A 17390-nucleotide genomic window follows, 5' to 3' on the forward strand; every position below is an offset into this window, starting at 1 on the left:
TTTATGTTTGTTATGATTGCATGAAATTTTCGGTTTGATTTGGGGTACCTTTTCATTAATTTAATAGACCATTACGGGCCCGATCAGCCCCATCGATTGAATCTCCTGTTCCCGGCCCTTCCGGTTGGTGTATTTCTGAGCAGTGGGGTTATCGGTCAATGTCTGCATGTAATTACCCATGGTTGTGACGACATGTACCTCAATCTCATTTTCGCCGATCTTCACATCATCCAGCTTGTAGATGCGGTTGCCATACCACTTGACCCCTTGCGATTTGCCGTTGACAAACAGCTCCGATACGCCGGCCACCTTGCCCAGGTTCAGGATTGTTCCTTTCTTGCGGATATTGATCCGTTTCTTGTAGACCGCCGTGCCGGTGAAACGGAGATAGTCGGTATCCTTGAGGTCTTTCAGTTCCGTCATCTTGAGGTTTGTCACCCAATTCTCCCGGCTGTGGCGTAACTCTACCTCCCAGTTGTCGTTCTGTTGTTCTGCGGCAGGATGGTTTAAAGGGAGCTCTTCCCAGTAGGAGCCGTTCTTCTCCTTATTGAAGACGATAATTCGGGATTCTGCCGGGCCCAGGTTGAGTTGCAGGCTGTTCCCCTCAAGTTTCAGCCGGTATGATCTGCCCGTTTCCGGGTCCAGTAGCCAGGGGTAACGTCCATTGGTTATCTCCCGTGAGAAGGTGATGCGGCTGCTTCTGCCTTCATGTTTGTGGGCATTGGCAAAGAAGAAGATCTCGCTCTTGTCGTCCGCCTGATAACGTGTCTGCATCAGGTAACGGTCGGGCTGTCCGATCTCCAGGTAGTGCGGTAGCCTATATTGCTGCTGCAAACCGGTATACCACTCCAGATAGCGAAGGTCATCCGGTTTGGAGATTAGCACGAAACGGTCGGGAAAGGCACGGAGCTTTTCAACCAATCGGCTTACTTTCTTGTCATTCTCCTGGTAATTGTTCAGACCAAGGGATTTTTCCGGCAGACATCCGATGGAGTAGATCTTGCCACCCTTGCTGACAAACTCATACAGTTTGGCCATGGTCTCCGGAAACATGCTCTTTACCTCCGGCAAAAAGAGAATGCCATATTTCTTGGGTCCATAGCAAAGTTTTCCTTTTTCGACCGTCGCATCCTGAATAATCTTCTCGGTTACGTAATCGGCGGCACCTCCGTTCTTGTTGATCGATTCCCAGAGGATGGAGGTGTAGGGCACATTCAGTTTCTCGGGGAAAGGATCGGTCTGGACACCTATCTCCCCCCACATGTCGTAGTTGGCCGGCAGTATGGCCATGTCGGTATACATGTCGGCCTGCTGCAGCAAGGATGAGATGCGAGCCTTATACTGGTTGAGGTACTTGAAATAGGGCCACCAGTTGTTGTTTTCGTTGTAGTAGGAACCATACTGTACCCATCCAGGGAAGGGTGCTTCCGGTGGAGAGTAGTTGAATCCGTGCCAGATGGAGTGGGTGATTCCAGACATGATGGCCTGGTCGGAACCGATTTTCAACAGCTCTAACGTAGCGTTAAAGACAAGATAGGTATTGGTCATCTCCTCACAGCTGACTACCCTTTTGCCAGTAAGATGTGCTGCCGATGAGACATATTTGTTGATCATGGTGTAACCCCGACCCCTGCGGTAGTCTTGGTCGGACATCTCTTCACCCAGTTTGTGACGCAGCCAGTTGGTTGTCCACGATTCTCCTTCAGGGATGTCATACCCCAGACTTGTTTCCAGCGGGAAGAAACCTCTTCCGTAGGCCTGCGCCCTCGATTTTACATTCTGCTCGCGGCACCATTCCAGGTAGGTTTCGGTAAATCTTTCATAGAGCAGTTCAGCTTTGGTATACTCAAAATCGAAACGCACCCGGCGAATGATCTCTTCAAATTCCGGGCTTTTGGTCACGCCATACTTCTCGTCCACCACTGCTCCCAGTCGCCCTACCTTAAACATGGTAAAGGGAAGGTAGGGCATCAGGTCGTAACCCCTTCTCTTTTTGAACTCATCGGCAAAATCTTCGCACCAGTTGCAACCCTCCAGCTCCATCGAATCGGTGAAGAGCGCCCTCAGGTGGTTGGAAAGCGGACCAATCTTTTTCTGGATGGTATCGGACATGTGATTCAGGTATTTTTTCACCGCTGCCTTGTCCATATGGTTTAGTATAGGACCTGCGGCACCCGGCGCACCGTTGATGACAGAGGCAAAAGAGTTCACTTTCACCAGAGCGTAAAAAACATGTTTGCCTTCCGGTACCTTGATCACGAAGCGTTCCTGATCGCGCCAATCAGATAATTCGATCACCTGGTTGAGGCTCTCCATAGGATCTGGTACAAGTTTAAGGGAGAGAATCTCGAATGTTCTACCGGGGAAGGTGTCGGTAACCCCCGGATCTGTTTCGCGGAAGATATGGTAACGCGATACCTCATACTCCATAGGGCCTTCGAGGGTTTCAGCGAAGATCAACGCTACTTGGGCCCGTTCGTCCGGAGGTAATGTTTCGGAACCGAAAGGCCAGCCCGAACCTACGATCAGGTCACAGGTCATGCCCAATCTTTTGGCCTCACTGAAGGCTACCTGCAGCATCTCGATCCACTCGTCGCTAAGCCATCGTAGCGACTTGATACCGAGGTCGTCGCCTGTTGAGGGGAAAGAGATGGGATTGATTTCCACTCCTCCCACACCTGCCTCTTTTAACAGGCGTAACTCCCTGATAATTTCATTTTTTTCTACCTTGTTGCCGTTCCACCACCATCTTACAAAGGGATGGAATCTGGCATCCGGCTCACTGAATGTGGAATAGATGTCGCCTGCACCTTTTCCACTGTTCACCTCGGCAGCGTCTGCCCCCAGCAACGGGATGCCGCCAGTGACCACGAGACCTGCAGAGAGTGCCGCACTGCGAATGATAAAGGATCGTCTGTCCATATTTTTTTGAATAATATTCCTGTTTTTATTTGTTAAGCAAAATCGTTCTCATCTCACATCTCCGTACCTCCGCACTAAAAGAGCTTTTGATTAGCCACGGTATTTTCTGAGCGTGAAAAGATAAAAATAATAGGAGCAATTGAGCAGCAGACTGTTCAAAAAGCTCCTATTATCAGATTAATGGGTTTATATCATTCTATACAAATCCCTGTTGTAGATGATATGGATTAGTTCTGTTCACAATATGGGTTGTAGAACATCTCGTCATCGGGTATATCCAACGTCATGTCAGCTACACTGTATGTACCCTTGTTGACGTGGTTGGCCGAGCTGGTTCTGTCTACAGGGATATTCCACCTTTTGTTGTTGTAGAATTCATATCCTCCTTCGCCCCAAAGCTCGATTCTGTACTGTAGCTGTACCATTTGCATTGCGGTCAGCCCTTGCATTGCAGGGTAGTTGTCGCACGTAAGGGTAGGAGCTCCCTCTTTGGTTCTGGCTGCCAGCAGAGTGTTCAGTACATTTTTGGCCTCTGTGTCATTTCCCTGCTGGGCATATGCTTCAGCTTTCATCAACAGCAATTCGGAGGTTCTCATATAGATGTCGGTAACCCTTCCTACTTGTGTACGATCTGAAATATTGCTTCCCATACCGTGGGTTGCGGCAAACTTCAGGTTGATATAGGAGGGAATTTGCCCTTCTACATTGTTGGGAGGATAGATATAGCTTCCAAAAGCGGTATTACCCAGGAATGCATCTTTTCTGAAGTCGTTATCCGAAATCTTTTCGTATAGCCTGTTGTCGATGCGTTGATAGAGGCCTGAAAGACCTCCCTGGCTTGTTCCAAAAGGATTCATCCAGGCGTTGTGAGTGGTGTTGGCTTCTCCAACCGGCCAACCCAGCATCACTTCAGGATTGATCGTGTTATTGAGAAAACCGTTGCTTTCAGGCAGAAATACCGGGTTGTCGTCCGTGCCGGTATTTTTGCCACCATACATCTCCTGCGTCATCAATGACGGTTTTTCAGCCAGGATGACATTCGTAGCCTCGATAACTTTAGCCCAATCGCCGGTCCAGAGAGAAACACGTGCCAGGATGAAGTTTGCAACCCCCAGGTCGATGTCGGTCGTCTTTTCCGTGATGCCGATATTTGCTGACTTGAAAAGAGCGATAGCATCATTCAGGTCTTTCTTGATAAAGCTATAGGTCTCATCGCTGCTTGCTCTCGCTTTCATCTGCTGTGTGGGCGAGAAGGTGTCGTACAGCATGATTCCCAATTTGTTTTTACCACCTTGCAAATAGGCATCCTGGTAGTTTTCCATCAGGAAGTTGTATGCATATGCCCGCATGGTCAATGCTCTTGCCTTATAATCCTTCAATTTGTTGTTTGCATTCACTACGTTATCATCTTGCAGATAAAAAAGCAGTTTATTGGCTGTGGTGATGATGTTCCAAGCAAAAAACCAGTAGGGTTTGTTCTTGTCGATTGAGCTGGAGGTAAAATCCCTGAAATTGTATTCATCTGCACCGAATGCGGTGGAGTGTGCTGTGCCAAAGACGATGTCGTTGGCTTCCAGGTTACGCATCACCATCAGGCCCTGCGGTGTATTGTAACGGATATCGCTTCCGGTATCCTTGATACCGCCTGCCTTAAACAACAGTGGCATCTGGTTGGCCATACCTCCCAGGATCATGTCAATTTGGGCCTCATTGCCTGATTCCAACAGTTTCATGATCTGCTCATCCGTGATGCTGTTAGGGGGAGTAATTTCCAATTGGTCAGCACATCCAATCAAAAGAAAGGAGAGTGCAACAATTAAGGATAGAACTTTATTTTTCATTGTTTATAGTCTTTTTAAATTAGAAACTTAAGTCAATACCAAATGAGATAGTCCGCATGTAGGGGAAAGCATAAGCTCCTACTTCCAATCCACCTACCAGTGACATGCGCGGGTCGAATCCTGCATGTCCAGTGAACATGAATACGTTGTCGGCAGTAGCGAAAAGGCGTGCGTTGGAAAGGCTGAGTTTGCCGAGAAGATTTTTGGGAAGTGAATATCCCAGTGTAATATTCTTCACATTCAGGTAAGACGAATCAAAAAGTGCCATGTCTGTATAAGCCCAGCTACCAATTGTTGCTCCATCTCCGTAGGTATTGCCATACATCACCATCGGGAAATATGCATCAGTGCGTTCGGGTGTCCAGGTATTACCAATCAGTTCAGCAGAGAGTGCCGAGCCGATTTTGTCACTTCTGTAAAGACCGTTTGCGTACTCCACGCTCAGGAATTTACCTCCAATCTGGTAGGCCAGATTGACCATCAGGTCGAACTCCTTGTAGTTGACCGAGGTTGTGAAACCGCCAATCCAGTCGGGTGTGGCGCTACCCATCTCGAATCTGTCTGCAAGACTGTAGTTGGTGGTTTTAACCACGTCTCCCACTGCATATTCAGCAAAGTGTCCGTCATTTTTCTTCTTTTCAGTTACCCTTGCGTAGAATAAGGGAAGACCGGTCTCTTGATCCACACCTCCGTATTTGTAGAAGTAGAGGTTGAAGAAGTCTTTGCCAACACCCCTGAGATAGGCGATATTGCCACCAGTGTTTGCTCCTCCGGTTGCACCCCAAGAGTCAATACCGGCAGTGAAATTGCCGTCCAGTTCAGCGGTGCCTACACCGGCAGGTACTGCAGTCAGGATGGTCCTGTAGTGAACACCGTTCAAAGAGACGTTCCAGTAGAAATCCTTGTTTTTGATGATATCGATGCCCAATTCAACTTCAACACCTCTGTTGCGCAGTTTTGCACTGTTCTTGTCCAGACTCGACTGTCCCAAAGAGTATGGGATGGGTTGTGACCATACAGAGTTGACCGTATTCTTCAAGAAATAGTCCACCGTACCGTGTACCCTGTCGAATACATTGAAGTCGATACCGACATCAAACGTATGTACATTTTCCCAGGTAAGTGCATCGTTTACAAAGCTACCTTTAGTTATATTGTAACTGGCGGGTATACCTGTACCTGCGGTTGTCTGTTGGTACGAAGCGCTATAACCCCATGTCTGGTAGCCGGAATGGTCGGAAATACCGCTTTGGTTACCGATTACGCCGTAGCTTCCCCTGAGTTTCATGTTGTTTAACCAGTGGCTGGTACCTTGCATGAACTCTTCCTGGCTGATTCTCCAGCCTGCACCAACCGACCAGAAGGTACCCCATCTGTTTTCTTTATATTTGAATTTCGAGGAGCCGTCTCTTCTCAACGACAATTCACCGTAGTATTTGTCGTTGTAGATATAGTTTGCCCTTCCAAAATAGCTCTCCATTGCATTAACGGAATAACCCCCGCCCGGAGTTGAGAAGGTACCGCCAGTATATCTTCCTACAAAGTTGACATATCCCAGAAAGTCGGGAATCAGTGAGTAGGCCGAGTTGTAGTTCAGGTTGTCGCGGTTGTACTTGTTGAACTCATGTCCCAACATTACATCAACATGATGGAGATCGATCTCCTTGTTGTAGTTGAGCAACTGTTGTGTATTCAGGACTGTGAAGTTCTGGTAAACCTTACCGAGAGCACCACCTTCACTGACTGAGCTTCCTGTCTCCTTGTTCCAATATCTTGTTCTGATTTCGCCTACGCGATCCAACGACATATTGGTGGTAAAGGTGAAGTCTTTCAAAAACTTGACTTCTGCATAACCTCTCATGGAGAGATCATTCGAAACGGTCTCGTCAAGGTCCTTGTCCAGAATCTGAATCAGGTTGGCCGTAGTGAGAGGACCTGCTGTCGGACCCAGCGGAGAGTAGGTCATGCCCGGTGCCTCATGCACCTTCTTTGAACCATCTGCATTGTAAATAATCTTGCCGTTCTCGTCGTGTGCATATAACGGGGTCAGCTGATTCTGTCCGTTGATCCAGCGGAAGACGTTGGCTACGGCCGACCCTGGGTTACGTCCATAACGGGTAGCGGGAGATTGGGTTCTCCTGTTGGTGTAAGACATGTTTGCACCTATCTTCAACCAGTCGAGCAGCTGCGAATTCAGGTTGGAACGGACATTGTAGCGTTCAAATTCCGAACCGCGGATGTATGAAGGATCTTCCAGATAGCCCAACGAAACGAAATAGTCGGATTTATCGGAACCGCCGCTGGCGTTGATATTGTACTCCTGACGCTGTCTGTTTTCGAGGAAGAAGTCATCATAATGATCCCTGTAAAGCAGTTCTGCATTGGGATTCAATTTACCGTCGGGGTTGACCAGATATGCTCCGCTCATGGTAGAACTGGCTGTGGCTCCTTCACCGGTGGGGGTGTAGACTGCACCAGGTACCCTGTATGGCATGAAGTTGCCCAAAGCATTGCGTTGGAAATTGGTCATCGATCCGGTATAGTCAAAGAGGTGCTGGCTGGCGAACAATGCAGCCTCCTCGTGTGACATGTTCGGATTTTTTACATTGGTTGTATAGTTCTGGGTGCTTCCGTATCTCACCTTGTTGTAGATAGCCAACCAGGCATGTTCGTAAATATCCTTGGGATCTGAAATTTTCTCATATTTGAAAGGGCCAATCTGGTTGATACCCCAACGTCCTTCAAATGCGATCTTGGCTTTCCCCTTGTTTCCCTTCTTGGTGGTTACCAACACAACACCGTTTGCACCGCGAGAACCGTAAAGTGCTGTTGATGCAGCATCCTTCAATACGGTGATGTTCTCGATATCCTTTGGATTGATGGAGGAGAGTGCGTTGTTGGTCTGAGCCGGTACTCCGTCAATCACGACGAGCGCGGTTGAACTGTTCTGGCTGGCGGAACTTGCACCCCTGATACGGATACCCATGTCAACACCGGGCTGTCCGTCGATAGATGCAACCTGAATACCGGGAGCAGCACCTTCCAATGCCCTGGAGACTGTCGAGTTGGACTGTTTGCTGATAACGCCCGGGTCGACCGAAGATACTGCACCTGTCAGGTCTTTCTTCTTGACAGAACCGTATGCGATCACCACAACTTCATCCAGTGCCTGAGTGTCTTCCAATAGGATGATGCTGAAGTTCGACTTGCCTGCGGTCTGGATCGTCTGGTTCAGGTAACCGATATAGGTAACGGTGATTGTTGCATTGTCCGCTACATTCAGAACGAAGTTACCGTCGATATCGGTAATGGTACCGTTGGTGGTACCCACTTCCAGAATGTTGGCTCCGATAATGGGCATTCCTGTATTGTCAACCACAGTACCGGTAATTCTCCTCTTCTGTTGTTCGATTGAGGCAACCTCTTTTGCAGGCGACACCTCTTCACTCTTTTTGGCGAGGATGATGTGACTGCCTTCCATGGTATAGTCGACATCCTGATCTTTCAAAAGAGAGTTGAGTACTTTGGATACAGCCTGCTGCTTAGCCTTCACCGATACTTTCTCGTTCGTATTTATTTCGTTGCTGTAAACGAAAAGGTAATCAGTCTGTTTCTCAATTTCGTTCAATACTTCCTTGAGAGTTGCATTCTGTTTATTGATAGTTACCCGGGCATTTTGCGTGTAACTCAATTCGGCCATTGAGCAAAAGACACAGGTAAACAATAAAATAACGGTTGTTCGCATAATCAATAAAAAATGTTTAATGGGTACTTTTCCGGTTAAATGATTACCCAATGAATAGTTTTTCTTCATACATTTGTAATTGTTTTTAGTTAATACATAGAAAATTTCCAGGTTGTGTTGACGAAAACACGTAATCGGTGAGCGTTGCAGCGCTTGCCGATTTCTTTTTGTCTTCTTTCGTTTTTATAAGTAGGTTTCACTTCATAGGCAAATCCAGATTATATGTTTTGAACGTTTATTTTTTTTGGCACTAGCAGGATCGGAGAGTGCTTCTTCGGCCCAGTTTAACGCCTGATATAGATTATTCCCGTCTCATCATCCCTGTCGTATCTGAAATGGATACTCCGTTGCAATACCCGTAATGCATGGTCAATACCGTCAGATTGACGGAATTTTCCAGTGTATGTATGTTGGGGTAAACTTTTCAGTTCAAGTTCAATTTTTGTATCGAAATATTTCTCGAGCGATAGGAGAATCTCGTGCAGCGGCTTGTTGTTGAAAGCAATCAATCCATCTTTCCATAGGAAGTGGTCGGTATCCTCGATTGCCGATACAACCAGTTTATTGTTGGAGAGGATCGCCTTTTGATTCGGTTGCAGTGCGGCAATCCTTGTCTCGTTTCTGTAAATCTCCACTCCCCCCTCAAAGAGGCTGGTCTCAAATGTATTGAACTGCGAGTATGCCTCCACGTTGAACGATGTGCCGGTTACCCGGATATCTCCCTGACCGGTTCTGACAATAAATGGCTTTTCTACGTTTTTGCTTACTTCGAAATAGGCTTCACCATTAAGGTATACTGTCCTCTCCTTCTTTGAGAATACTGTCGGATAGCGGAATTCGGTATTTGAATTGAGCCAGACGTTCGAATTGTCGGAGAGGATAAGGTTGATCCGTTGACCGGGCGGTACAATCAGCCTGTTGTACGACTCTGCCGCTCTATTTTGGCCGAGCAGATACAATCCTCCAAGTATGATCAACAGGAGAGCAGCAGCGGCACCGCTAGTCCAGGGCGACAAGAGGGCACTCCGATTCTTTTTCTGTGTACTGTCATGGGTTGTCAGCAGGATAGCATCATACATTTTTCGTTCCAGAAAAAATATATGACGGTTATCTTCAGAGGCATCCAGCCACTCTTTTATCTGTTTCTCCTCACTAACAGAAGTCTTCCCCTCAAAAAAACGGTATAGAAGTTCTTTATTCACGTGTTTTTTTCATCCTGTATATAGAAAACAGTTCAGGATCACTTTACCCTAATAAAAATGTATACTTTTAATGAAAATAAAGTAAAAAAAGAAGCAGGTAGATAAAGTCCCTTAATGAAAAACGGAGTTGGGATAGGGCTTTCGAGATGTGGAACTCAATGGCTTTAATGCTCAGATCCATCTGGCTGGCAATGTCCCTGTACGATAATCCCTGATATCGGTTCAGCATGAACACCTGACGGGTTTTTTGAGGAAGACTCTCGAGGGTGGAGGCAACGATTTTCTCGATCTCATCGGAGAAGATAAAATCGGGATCACAGGCTTGCAATGAATTTATCTTTATGGATAATAACCACTCGGTATGCTCGTTAATCTCTTTCTCCGCGCGCTGACGGACCTGGATGTGTTGCAGGTGATTGAGGCATCTGTTCTTGACAACCGACAGGATATAAGCTGGGGGATTTGAATCGGGAGAGAGATTCTTCCTGTTCTCCCAATAAACTGTAAAGGCTTCAGATACAATATCTTCAGCGACCTGTCTCTCTCTTACATATCCCGATGCGAAACGGACGAAACGATCGTAATAGTCGTTAAACAATTTATTAAAATAGTGTACCGAAGAGAATGAATCCATCAGACGTCGCTTTGTGGAGCAAATTTAGGAACAAAAATTGTTTATTGAAATAATTTAACAAAAATTGTTCTGAAACCGTAAAGGATAGATTCAACCAGGATTATTCACCGGGCGTTTTTTCGTTTGGGTATTCTTGCCTGAATCCGCTCCAGTAATCCCTGATAGTAGATTTTACCTCTTTGTGAAGCACCAAGAGTCCAAAGAGGTTGGGAGCCGCCATAAATGCTACGGTAAGCAATGATACGTTCCAGATAATGGTGGTATCGGTAAATGATGCGAAAAAGAATGCTGCGACAAAGATTATCCGGTAGGCCATCACATACCTGGCACCGAAGAGATAGGTCACAGCCCTGTCGCCGTAATAGGACCAGGCAATGGCGGTGGAGAAGGCGAAGAGAAGCAGTCCGATGGAGACGATATATTTCCCGAAATCACCAAGAAAGCTTTTGCTGAAGGCTGTTGCAGTAAGAGGTGCGCTGTGGATAAGTGATGTTCCCTGGAACGTTATGGTGTTGGAGGTGTTGGTCACTTTTCCGTTGATAACATCGATTTGGCCGGTGTAGGGTTGCCCCGATTCCAATACCCGCACATCGTCTGCCAGTGAACGGGCGTGGATGATGGATACATTCTCCCTGATCTCTCCCTTCTCAACATAAAGCGTTCCGTTGAAAAGCGGCAGTTTGTCACCCCGGTTAAGGTGATTTCCGAGGTTCAATGCATCGGACGGATTGTTTTCACTGTATAATGTAGCCAGTACCTCAATATCCGTTTTTTGAAACTGATTGGGCATTTTTTCCTTCCATACCCCTGACGATAACAGCACAATCCCGGTCAGGAAGCAGATAATGATGGTGTCGATAAAGGGTTCCAGAATTGCGACCATCCCCTCGGAGGCTGGTTCATGCGCCTTGGCTGCAGCGTGAGCAATCGGAGCAGACCCCTGTCCCGATTCGTTGGAGAACAACCCCCTGTTGACACCCTGGTTAAAAGCGAAAGCAAAACCTGCTCCCAGAAAGCCGCCGGTAGCTGCCGTTCCGGTAAAAATGTCACTGAATATTGAGATAAAGGAGGGAAGAATGTTTTGATAATTAAACAAGATAACACCTATTGCCCCTGCAAAATAGAGGGTGGCCATAAAAGGCACCAGCCGTTCGGTCACCTTGGCTATCCGTTTGATCCCGCCGATAATTATCATGGCAAGGAGAATGGCCATCACGGCTCCGGTAAGAAGATGGCTGATGCCGAAAGTAGCGAAGATGGAGTTGGAGATACTGTTTATCTGAGGCAGATTACCCGATCCGAACGAGGAGAGGATTGTCGCAACTGCAAAGAAACCTCCAATCCAGTAGCCGGTTTTAATTTGATATCCCTTTTTAGTGGTAATGTTGAGCCGTTTCTTCATGAAGTACATCGGGCCACCTGCAACCATGCCCTTCTCGTCGAAATCGCGATACTTGTGCGACAGTGTCACCTCTACAAATTTTGTACACATGCCCAGAAATGCGGTAAGCAGCATCCAGAAGATAGCTGCGGGTCCCCCCAGGTGGATGGCCAGTGCCACTCCGGCAATATTTCCAGTGCCGACCGTCCCCGATAGCGCGGTTGCCAGTGCCTGAAAATGAGATGTATCCCCTTTGTCGGTCGTTTTGTCGTATCGCCCCCTTAGAATTCGGATAGCATGTCGGAAATAACGGATTTGGGGAAACCTGAGGTAGATGGTAAAAAAGGCGCCAGTACCCAGCAGAAGAAAAACGAACCAGTAGTGCCCCCCGATATAGTTGTGCAGCGTGATCAGGAAATCATTAATTATTTCCATATGTTTAAGGTGATTTAGCAGTCACACGACAGTAGATTTACCACACTGTGTTAAATGATTCGCAAATATACATATTTCATTCAAAGTGTTATCGGATGGCTCAATAATTAATAAAAAAATGTACGTAATAATACAAAGTTTTTATCTTTGCATCATGAAAATCTTTACCAGAATATTGATATTTACCATGATTGTGACCGTAATGTCCGGTTGTGCCATCTTCTACCCTTCTCCAGTCACTACGGAAATTCCCGAAAACAACCGGTCGTATCAGGTGGATTACCTGTTTGAACACGATGGTTGCAAGGTTTACCGGTTTTATGATATGGGGCACTATGTCTATTTCACGAACTGCAATGGTGAGGCGACAAGCATACTGAACGATTCTTCAGCAAACATGGTGACCAACTCTGTCCGGATAACGTACGACAATTTAAACACAATAGAGAAAAATGTAGAATAACATCATGGAAAAAATTGAAAAGCAGCAACCCGAAAGATTAAAATCGCTGGATGCCCTTCGCGGATTTGATATGTTCTGGATCATGGGGGCGGAAGAGGTATTCATTTTATTGGGATCACTGACAGGTATCCCTGCATTGCAATGGTGGGCCAATCAGATGTCACACGTGGCGTGGCACGGATTTCATGCATATGATATGATCTTTCCACTGTTTTTGTTTATAGCAGGCGTCTCTTTCCCATTCTCGGCTAAGAAACGTTTGAGTGCCGACGGCGGAAGCAGATCGCTATACCGTCATATCTTCAAGCGGGGATTGTTGCTGGTCCTGATAGGGATAATCTATAACAACGGATTGAGTTTCGATCTGGTCCATATGCGTTATGCAAGTGTGCTTGGGAGAATTGGACTGGCCTGGATGTTTGCGGCGCTTCTCTTTATGAACACGAAGAGTACGAAGATCCGTCTGCTGTGGTTCGGCGCAATCCTGATTTTCTACTGGCTGTTGTTTGTGTTGTTCAAAGCGCCCGACCTGGGTGACCCCGATCACTATTCCATGAGGGGAAATATCTCGAGTTATGTCGACCGGCTCCTGTTGCCCGGCAGGTTCTGTTGCTACGAGATTGGCGACAATGAAGGGATATTGCCTACCATTGCAGCTGTAGGTACTGCTCTACTGGGGATGCTTACCGGCGAGTTTCTGATGACTGGTTTGAAACCGATGAAGAAGGTGTTATATCTCGCCGTGGCGGCAGTGCTGCTTATGGTTATAGGTCAGGTGTGGAATCTGGCTTTTCCGATTAACAAGAACTTGTGGTCGAGCTCCTTCGTCTGCTGGGTGGGTGGTTTGAGCATGCTGCTGCTGGCAATTTTCTACCTGATCATCGACGTATGGAAATTTCAGAAGTGGGCATTTTTCTTTGTAGTGATTGGCATGAATCCCATTACCATCTATCTTGCGAACAAGATTATTGGATGGGATAGTGCAACCAGGTTCTTCTTCAAGGGGCTTGCCTCCCTGTTTCCTGAAACTTGGGCTCCGTTGATCATGGCTGCAGGTTATGTGGTAATCGGCTGGCTCTTCTTATATATCCTTTATAAGAAAAAGATCTTTTTAAAGATATAATAGAGTGACGCAGCCTTGCCGGAGGTAATATCCATACAGTATGTCTGGATTGATAATCCGGTGTGAAAGTTATACCAGGAATAACGGAACTGACTGATATATGCAGATTTGAACAGATTGTGCCGATCGTTGATCCCCGGATTGAGATCGGGACAATCTGTTTTATGTTTGTAATGTGCAGATATTCACATGGATAGTCGATTTTGTCTCCTTTTGTAATACCCTCTTTCAGGATTCTTTTTTTTGAAAAAACCATAAAGATTTTTTTTATATATAAGCATCACATATATAGATATTTATATATGTAATATGCTTCTGTAGTTATAATTTAACAACCTTTTTTGATTAGAAAATACAAAAAAATGTCCGTTCAGTCCTAACATCTCTCCATGTTGGCATATTACTTTTACCGCACTAAATGAAGCACGCTTTATCTTTAACATTTATACAACAAATAGATGAGCATGCAGCACACATTTGTTACGATAGTTTTACGTTTAACAATTTTATAAATCTACTAAAGAGTATCGTTATGCACAACAATTTGCAAATTATGCCGGGCGTTGGAGAGAGATTCCTGCTTGTACAGGATCTGCCGGAAACTTATGTTGCTCCCGAGATCGACGTGATTGATATTGAAACCGAACAGACCTTTCTGGCCAGTACTGGCGGTAATGGTGGTGATATGGACGGAGAGCTATGGTGATATGGGATCAATTTTAACCCTACTAAAAAACTGAAAATGAATATGAAATTTAGATTATTTCTTTTGGCAGCCGTAGCTCTTGTTCTGGCCGGCTGCAGCAGCGAGACAATTGAATATTGGAACGATCAGCTTCCCGACCTGCCTAAGGGCAAGGTGCTGCAGGTAACCGCTTCATTCGATGAACCTGTAGGGACACGTGGCTCTTTGGAGGAGTATGGAACTACCATCGTCAAAACGATTGGATTCCGATGGGACACGACCGATATAATTCAGTACAGCTTTGAACAGGACGGCACTAAATACAGCAATATTGCGAATGTTGACAGTGTAGGTGTTGAGGGTAAGACAGCCTTCTTTACCGTTGAGATTCCCGTTGGAATCGATACCGAAAGCCCATATACACTCTATGGATTCAGAAGTGGCAGATGGCCCTTCAAAACTGTAGGGAGCGTCTTGGACGCCGGAGATCCTACCATAGCCATCCTGCCGACGGACCAATATGACTACAAGTCGACCCTTGCCGACCAGGCCATAGTTTTCTCCCTCTGGGGTAAGAAGGTGATTGAACCCGATATGGAGAACATATCAATCCCTTTCCAGCATTTTGGATCGATGATGACACTACACCTGAAGAATGTGGGCACAACACCTGTAACTGACCTCCATTCGGTTGCACTGCAAACCAATCCTTCAACGAATTGGATCCTAAACCGCCAGAGCGGAGAAGGATTGGCAACCTTTAATATGGCCACCGGCAATTATGTCACATTATCTGAGTCAACAACACTGACTTTTTTCCCCACGGATTCAATTATCGAACCCGATGAGGTACAGACCTACTACGCCTGGTTTATTCCCAAGACAGATTATCTGGTGGGTAATCTGAGGATAGCCACGATAAAAAGCCCTGGAGCGACAATGAGTGATGCCACCGGAATCAGCGAAGGAAAGGTAATCAACCGTACAATGCAAACCGGCAAGAACTACATTTTGTTCTCAAGTATCAGTGTTGACACTACTGCTGTTCCACCGCTACCCTATCTGGTGCATTTCACCGACTCTACTTTTGCCATCCCCTGATGGTTTGAACTCAGAAGCTGTTTACCCAGGAGGCGTAGGCGTCCATATATCTTTTAAGGAAAGCGCGAGTATCATCGTTGACAAGAACTCCCTTTTCATCAAAGAGTGTATGGGCGCCTCCTATATACCCCTCCGGTTGTTGCATCATGGGTACATCGAGGAATACCATCGATTGACGCAGGATGTGGTTGGCTCCGAACCCTCCGATAGGGCTTACAGATACACTGACCACCGCACCCGGTTTTCCTCCCCAGACGCTCTGACCGTAAGGCCTCGACCCTACATCGATGGCATTCTTCAATACGCCGGGAATCGATCTGTTGTACTCAGGCGTAACGAACAGAACCCCGTCGGCTGCTTTTACCTTGTTGCGAAAATCGACATATTCGGCGGGCGGATTCTGATCGATATCCTCATCATAGTGTGGCAGTTTTCCTATCTCCACTATCTCCAGCTCCAACGAATCGGGCGCCAGCTGAATAAGCTGTTTGGCTACTTTTCTGTTAAATGACTCTTTTCTAAGGCTGCCTACCAATACGGCAATTTTTTTCTTGTTCATACTTGTCTTGTTTAATGATTTTGTGATTTCTTTCTTAACAACAAACTGAACAAAAAGTTCTTAACCGGTTTGGTCTCGATTGTCGATCTAGTCAGTTCTACCCTTTACCAGTTCGTCAAATGCTACCTGTTGAAATTCGGCACGGATATTACTTGCATCTGAATTGAAACCGGGACGTTGTATCATCAGAATGTAGGCCACCCCCTTTACAGGATCTATCCATGCTTGCGTGCCCCAGGCACCGCCGTGACCAAACGATCCGGGCGACAACATGGCTGCCACTCCGGGATGCGGAGCCCTCAGGATGCAGGTGCCGATTCCCCAACCATAGTTAGCTCCGCGGCTTCCATATTGTGCTTCCTGTAGAAAACCGCAATCCAGGTCGCCCGTCACCACCGTGGTGAGACGGGAGTAGGCCTCGTCGCTGAGGTAGCGTTTGCCGTTATAGATACCCTCTCCCAAAAGCAGTTGTGTAAAACGGGCATAATCGGGAGCGGTGGAAAAGAGCCCCCCATTTCCCAGCGGAACACTTTCCGGTTTGCCGAAGATCTCGCTAACTTCGGTTCTCTCATACTGACCATTTTCGTTGTTTCTTATGTAGCCTGCAGCACGCCGGGCTTCCTTAAGCTGCAGAGGATAAAAGGTGGTATGCTTCATCCCGAGCGGTTCGAATATCCGTTGCTGAAGGAACTGGTCGAAACGTAATCCGCTGACCACCTCCACAATTCTGGCACCCGTATTGATTCCCGACTGGCAATAACTCCATCTGCTGCCCGGTTCGAATTGTGTGGGTCCATTCAGGTATGACGGAATCAGGTCGGCAAGCTCCTTTGCTTTCCGGGCTGTTTGGGCATCCGCCTCACGCAGACCCGAGGTATGGCTCATGATCTGAGAAATGGTGAGGTTGGCCGCTTTACCTGAAGGGGTTTTTAACGCCCCAAATTCGGGAATATATTTTGAAACCGGGTCGTCAACTGAAAGGCTGCCTTTATCCTGCAGCATCAATAAGGCAACTGCGGTGAGCGGCTTTGTCATTGATGCAATCCAGAAAAGTTGTTCGGGCTCCATGGGTGATCCAGTTTCGTAATCTGCGACACCTACAGCTCCGAGATGCAGGATCTTCTCCCTGGTGACTACCGCGGTGACCGCTCCGGGGATATAGCCTGAATCGACAAATGCCAGCATCGCCTGGTCAATAGCTTCTACCTGGGGAAAGGTGTCACTGTTGCCCTGGTGTGAACCGCAGGCGAAAAGAAGGAGAGCGGAAAGTAATAGGCAAAATGTTTTCATGATAATGGG

General features: G+C 46.8%; 12 protein-coding genes. 4 read left to right on the plus strand and 8 right to left on the minus strand.

All coding sequences use genetic code 11. The features are described from left to right. Positions 1 to 60: 60 nt before the first annotated feature. The 6 genes from ING2E5A_RS04350 to ING2E5A_RS04375 all read right to left on the minus strand — a co-directional run bounded on the left by ING2E5A_RS04350 (position 61) and on the right by ING2E5A_RS04375 (position 12160). Entirely contained in the window at positions 61 to 2922 is a 2862-nt protein-coding gene (locus tag ING2E5A_RS04350; protein WP_071136352.1) for a glycosyl hydrolase, read from the minus strand. A gap of 227 nt (positions 2923 to 3149) precedes the next feature. Next, positions 3150 to 4763 carry a RagB/SusD family nutrient uptake outer membrane protein gene (locus ING2E5A_RS04355; protein WP_071136353.1) on the minus strand — a complete coding sequence of 538 codons (1614 nt, stop codon included), beginning with the start codon at positions 4761 to 4763 and terminating at the stop codon, positions 3150 to 3152. A 19-nt stretch (positions 4764 to 4782) separates the two neighbouring features. Then, positions 4783 to 8463, minus strand: a complete 3681-nt coding sequence (locus ING2E5A_RS04360; protein ID WP_161941952.1) for a TonB-dependent receptor — start codon at positions 8461 to 8463, stop codon at positions 4783 to 4785. Between the two features lie 329 nt (positions 8464 to 8792). Further along, positions 8793 to 9710 carry a FecR family protein gene (locus ING2E5A_RS04365; RefSeq protein WP_071136354.1) on the minus strand — a complete coding sequence of 306 codons (918 nt, stop codon included), beginning with the start codon at positions 9708 to 9710 and terminating at the stop codon, positions 8793 to 8795. 67 nt (positions 9711 to 9777) lie between these two features. Beyond that, positions 9778 to 10344 (minus strand): RNA polymerase sigma-70 factor, encoded by a 567-nt coding sequence (locus ING2E5A_RS04370; protein ID WP_071136355.1) that lies wholly within the window; start codon positions 10342 to 10344, stop codon positions 9778 to 9780. A 100-nt stretch (positions 10345 to 10444) separates the two neighbouring features. Further along, on the minus strand, positions 10445 to 12160 hold the full coding sequence (locus ING2E5A_RS04375) for an alanine/glycine:cation symporter family protein (protein ID WP_071136356.1): 1716 nt from the start codon (positions 12158 to 12160) through the stop codon (positions 10445 to 10447). 202 nt (positions 12161 to 12362) lie between these two features. Here ING2E5A_RS04375 and ING2E5A_RS04380 point away from each other — a divergent pair, with 202 nt between their 5' ends. From ING2E5A_RS04380 to ING2E5A_RS04390, 4 genes are all read left to right on the plus strand, one after another. Beyond that, entirely contained in the window at positions 12363 to 12623 is a 261-nt protein-coding gene (locus ING2E5A_RS04380; RefSeq protein WP_071138194.1) for a DUF4884 domain-containing protein, read from the plus strand. A 4-nt stretch (positions 12624 to 12627) separates the two neighbouring features. After that, positions 12628 to 13746, plus strand: coding sequence for an acyltransferase family protein (locus tag ING2E5A_RS04385; protein WP_071136357.1), 1119 nt, complete (start codon positions 12628 to 12630; stop codon positions 13744 to 13746). 532 nt (positions 13747 to 14278) lie between these two features. Next, positions 14279 to 14452 carry a hypothetical protein gene (locus tag ING2E5A_RS15240; protein ID WP_154670026.1) on the plus strand — a complete coding sequence of 58 codons (174 nt, stop codon included), beginning with the start codon at positions 14279 to 14281 and terminating at the stop codon, positions 14450 to 14452. Between the two features lie 42 nt (positions 14453 to 14494). Then, a complete protein-coding gene (locus tag ING2E5A_RS04390) occupies positions 14495 to 15532 on the plus strand; it encodes a hypothetical protein (RefSeq protein WP_154670027.1) in 1038 nt (345 codons plus the stop codon). A gap of 10 nt (positions 15533 to 15542) precedes the next feature. On the opposite strand, the gene ING2E5A_RS04395 is transcribed toward ING2E5A_RS04390, so the two are convergent. Further along, positions 15543 to 16091, minus strand: coding sequence for an NADPH-dependent FMN reductase (locus tag ING2E5A_RS04395; protein ID WP_071136359.1), 549 nt, complete (start codon positions 16089 to 16091; stop codon positions 15543 to 15545). A gap of 87 nt (positions 16092 to 16178) precedes the next feature. Further along, on the minus strand, positions 16179 to 17381 hold the full coding sequence (locus tag ING2E5A_RS04400) for a serine hydrolase domain-containing protein (RefSeq protein WP_071136360.1): 1203 nt from the start codon (positions 17379 to 17381) through the stop codon (positions 16179 to 16181). Between the last annotated feature and the right edge of the window lie 9 nt (positions 17382 to 17390).

The sequence above is a fragment of the Petrimonas mucosa genome (assembly GCF_900095795.1).
In the GTDB taxonomy this organism is placed as follows: Bacteria; Bacteroidota; Bacteroidia; order Bacteroidales; family Dysgonomonadaceae; genus Petrimonas; species Petrimonas mucosa.

Coding starts and splice junctions, on each gene's coding strand:
- ING2E5A_RS04350 (WP_071136352.1), bottom strand. CDS start 2,922: ATGGACAGACGATCCTTTATCATTCGCAGTGCGGCACTCTCTGCAGGT.
- ING2E5A_RS04355 (WP_071136353.1), bottom strand. CDS start 4,763: ATGAAAAATAAAGTTCTATCCTTAATTGTTGCACTCTCCTTTCTTTTG.
- ING2E5A_RS04360 (WP_161941952.1), bottom strand. CDS start 8,463: ATGGCCGAATTGAGTTACACGCAAAATGCCCGGGTAACTATCAATAAA.
- ING2E5A_RS04370 (WP_071136355.1), bottom strand. CDS start 10,344: ATGGATTCATTCTCTTCGGTACACTATTTTAATAAATTGTTTAACGAC.
- ING2E5A_RS04375 (WP_071136356.1), bottom strand. CDS start 12,160: ATGGAAATAATTAATGATTTCCTGATCACGCTGCACAACTATATCGGG.
- ING2E5A_RS04380 (WP_071138194.1), top strand. CDS start 12,363: ATGTCCGGTTGTGCCATCTTCTACCCTTCTCCAGTCACTACGGAAATT.
- ING2E5A_RS04385 (WP_071136357.1), top strand. CDS start 12,628: ATGGAAAAAATTGAAAAGCAGCAACCCGAAAGATTAAAATCGCTGGAT.
- ING2E5A_RS15240 (WP_154670026.1), top strand. CDS start 14,279: ATGCACAACAATTTGCAAATTATGCCGGGCGTTGGAGAGAGATTCCTG.
- ING2E5A_RS04390 (WP_154670027.1), top strand. CDS start 14,495: ATGAAATTTAGATTATTTCTTTTGGCAGCCGTAGCTCTTGTTCTGGCC.
- ING2E5A_RS04395 (WP_071136359.1), bottom strand. CDS start 16,091: ATGAACAAGAAAAAAATTGCCGTATTGGTAGGCAGCCTTAGAAAAGAG.
- ING2E5A_RS04400 (WP_071136360.1), bottom strand. CDS start 17,381: ATGAAAACATTTTGCCTATTACTTTCCGCTCTCCTTCTTTTCGCCTGC.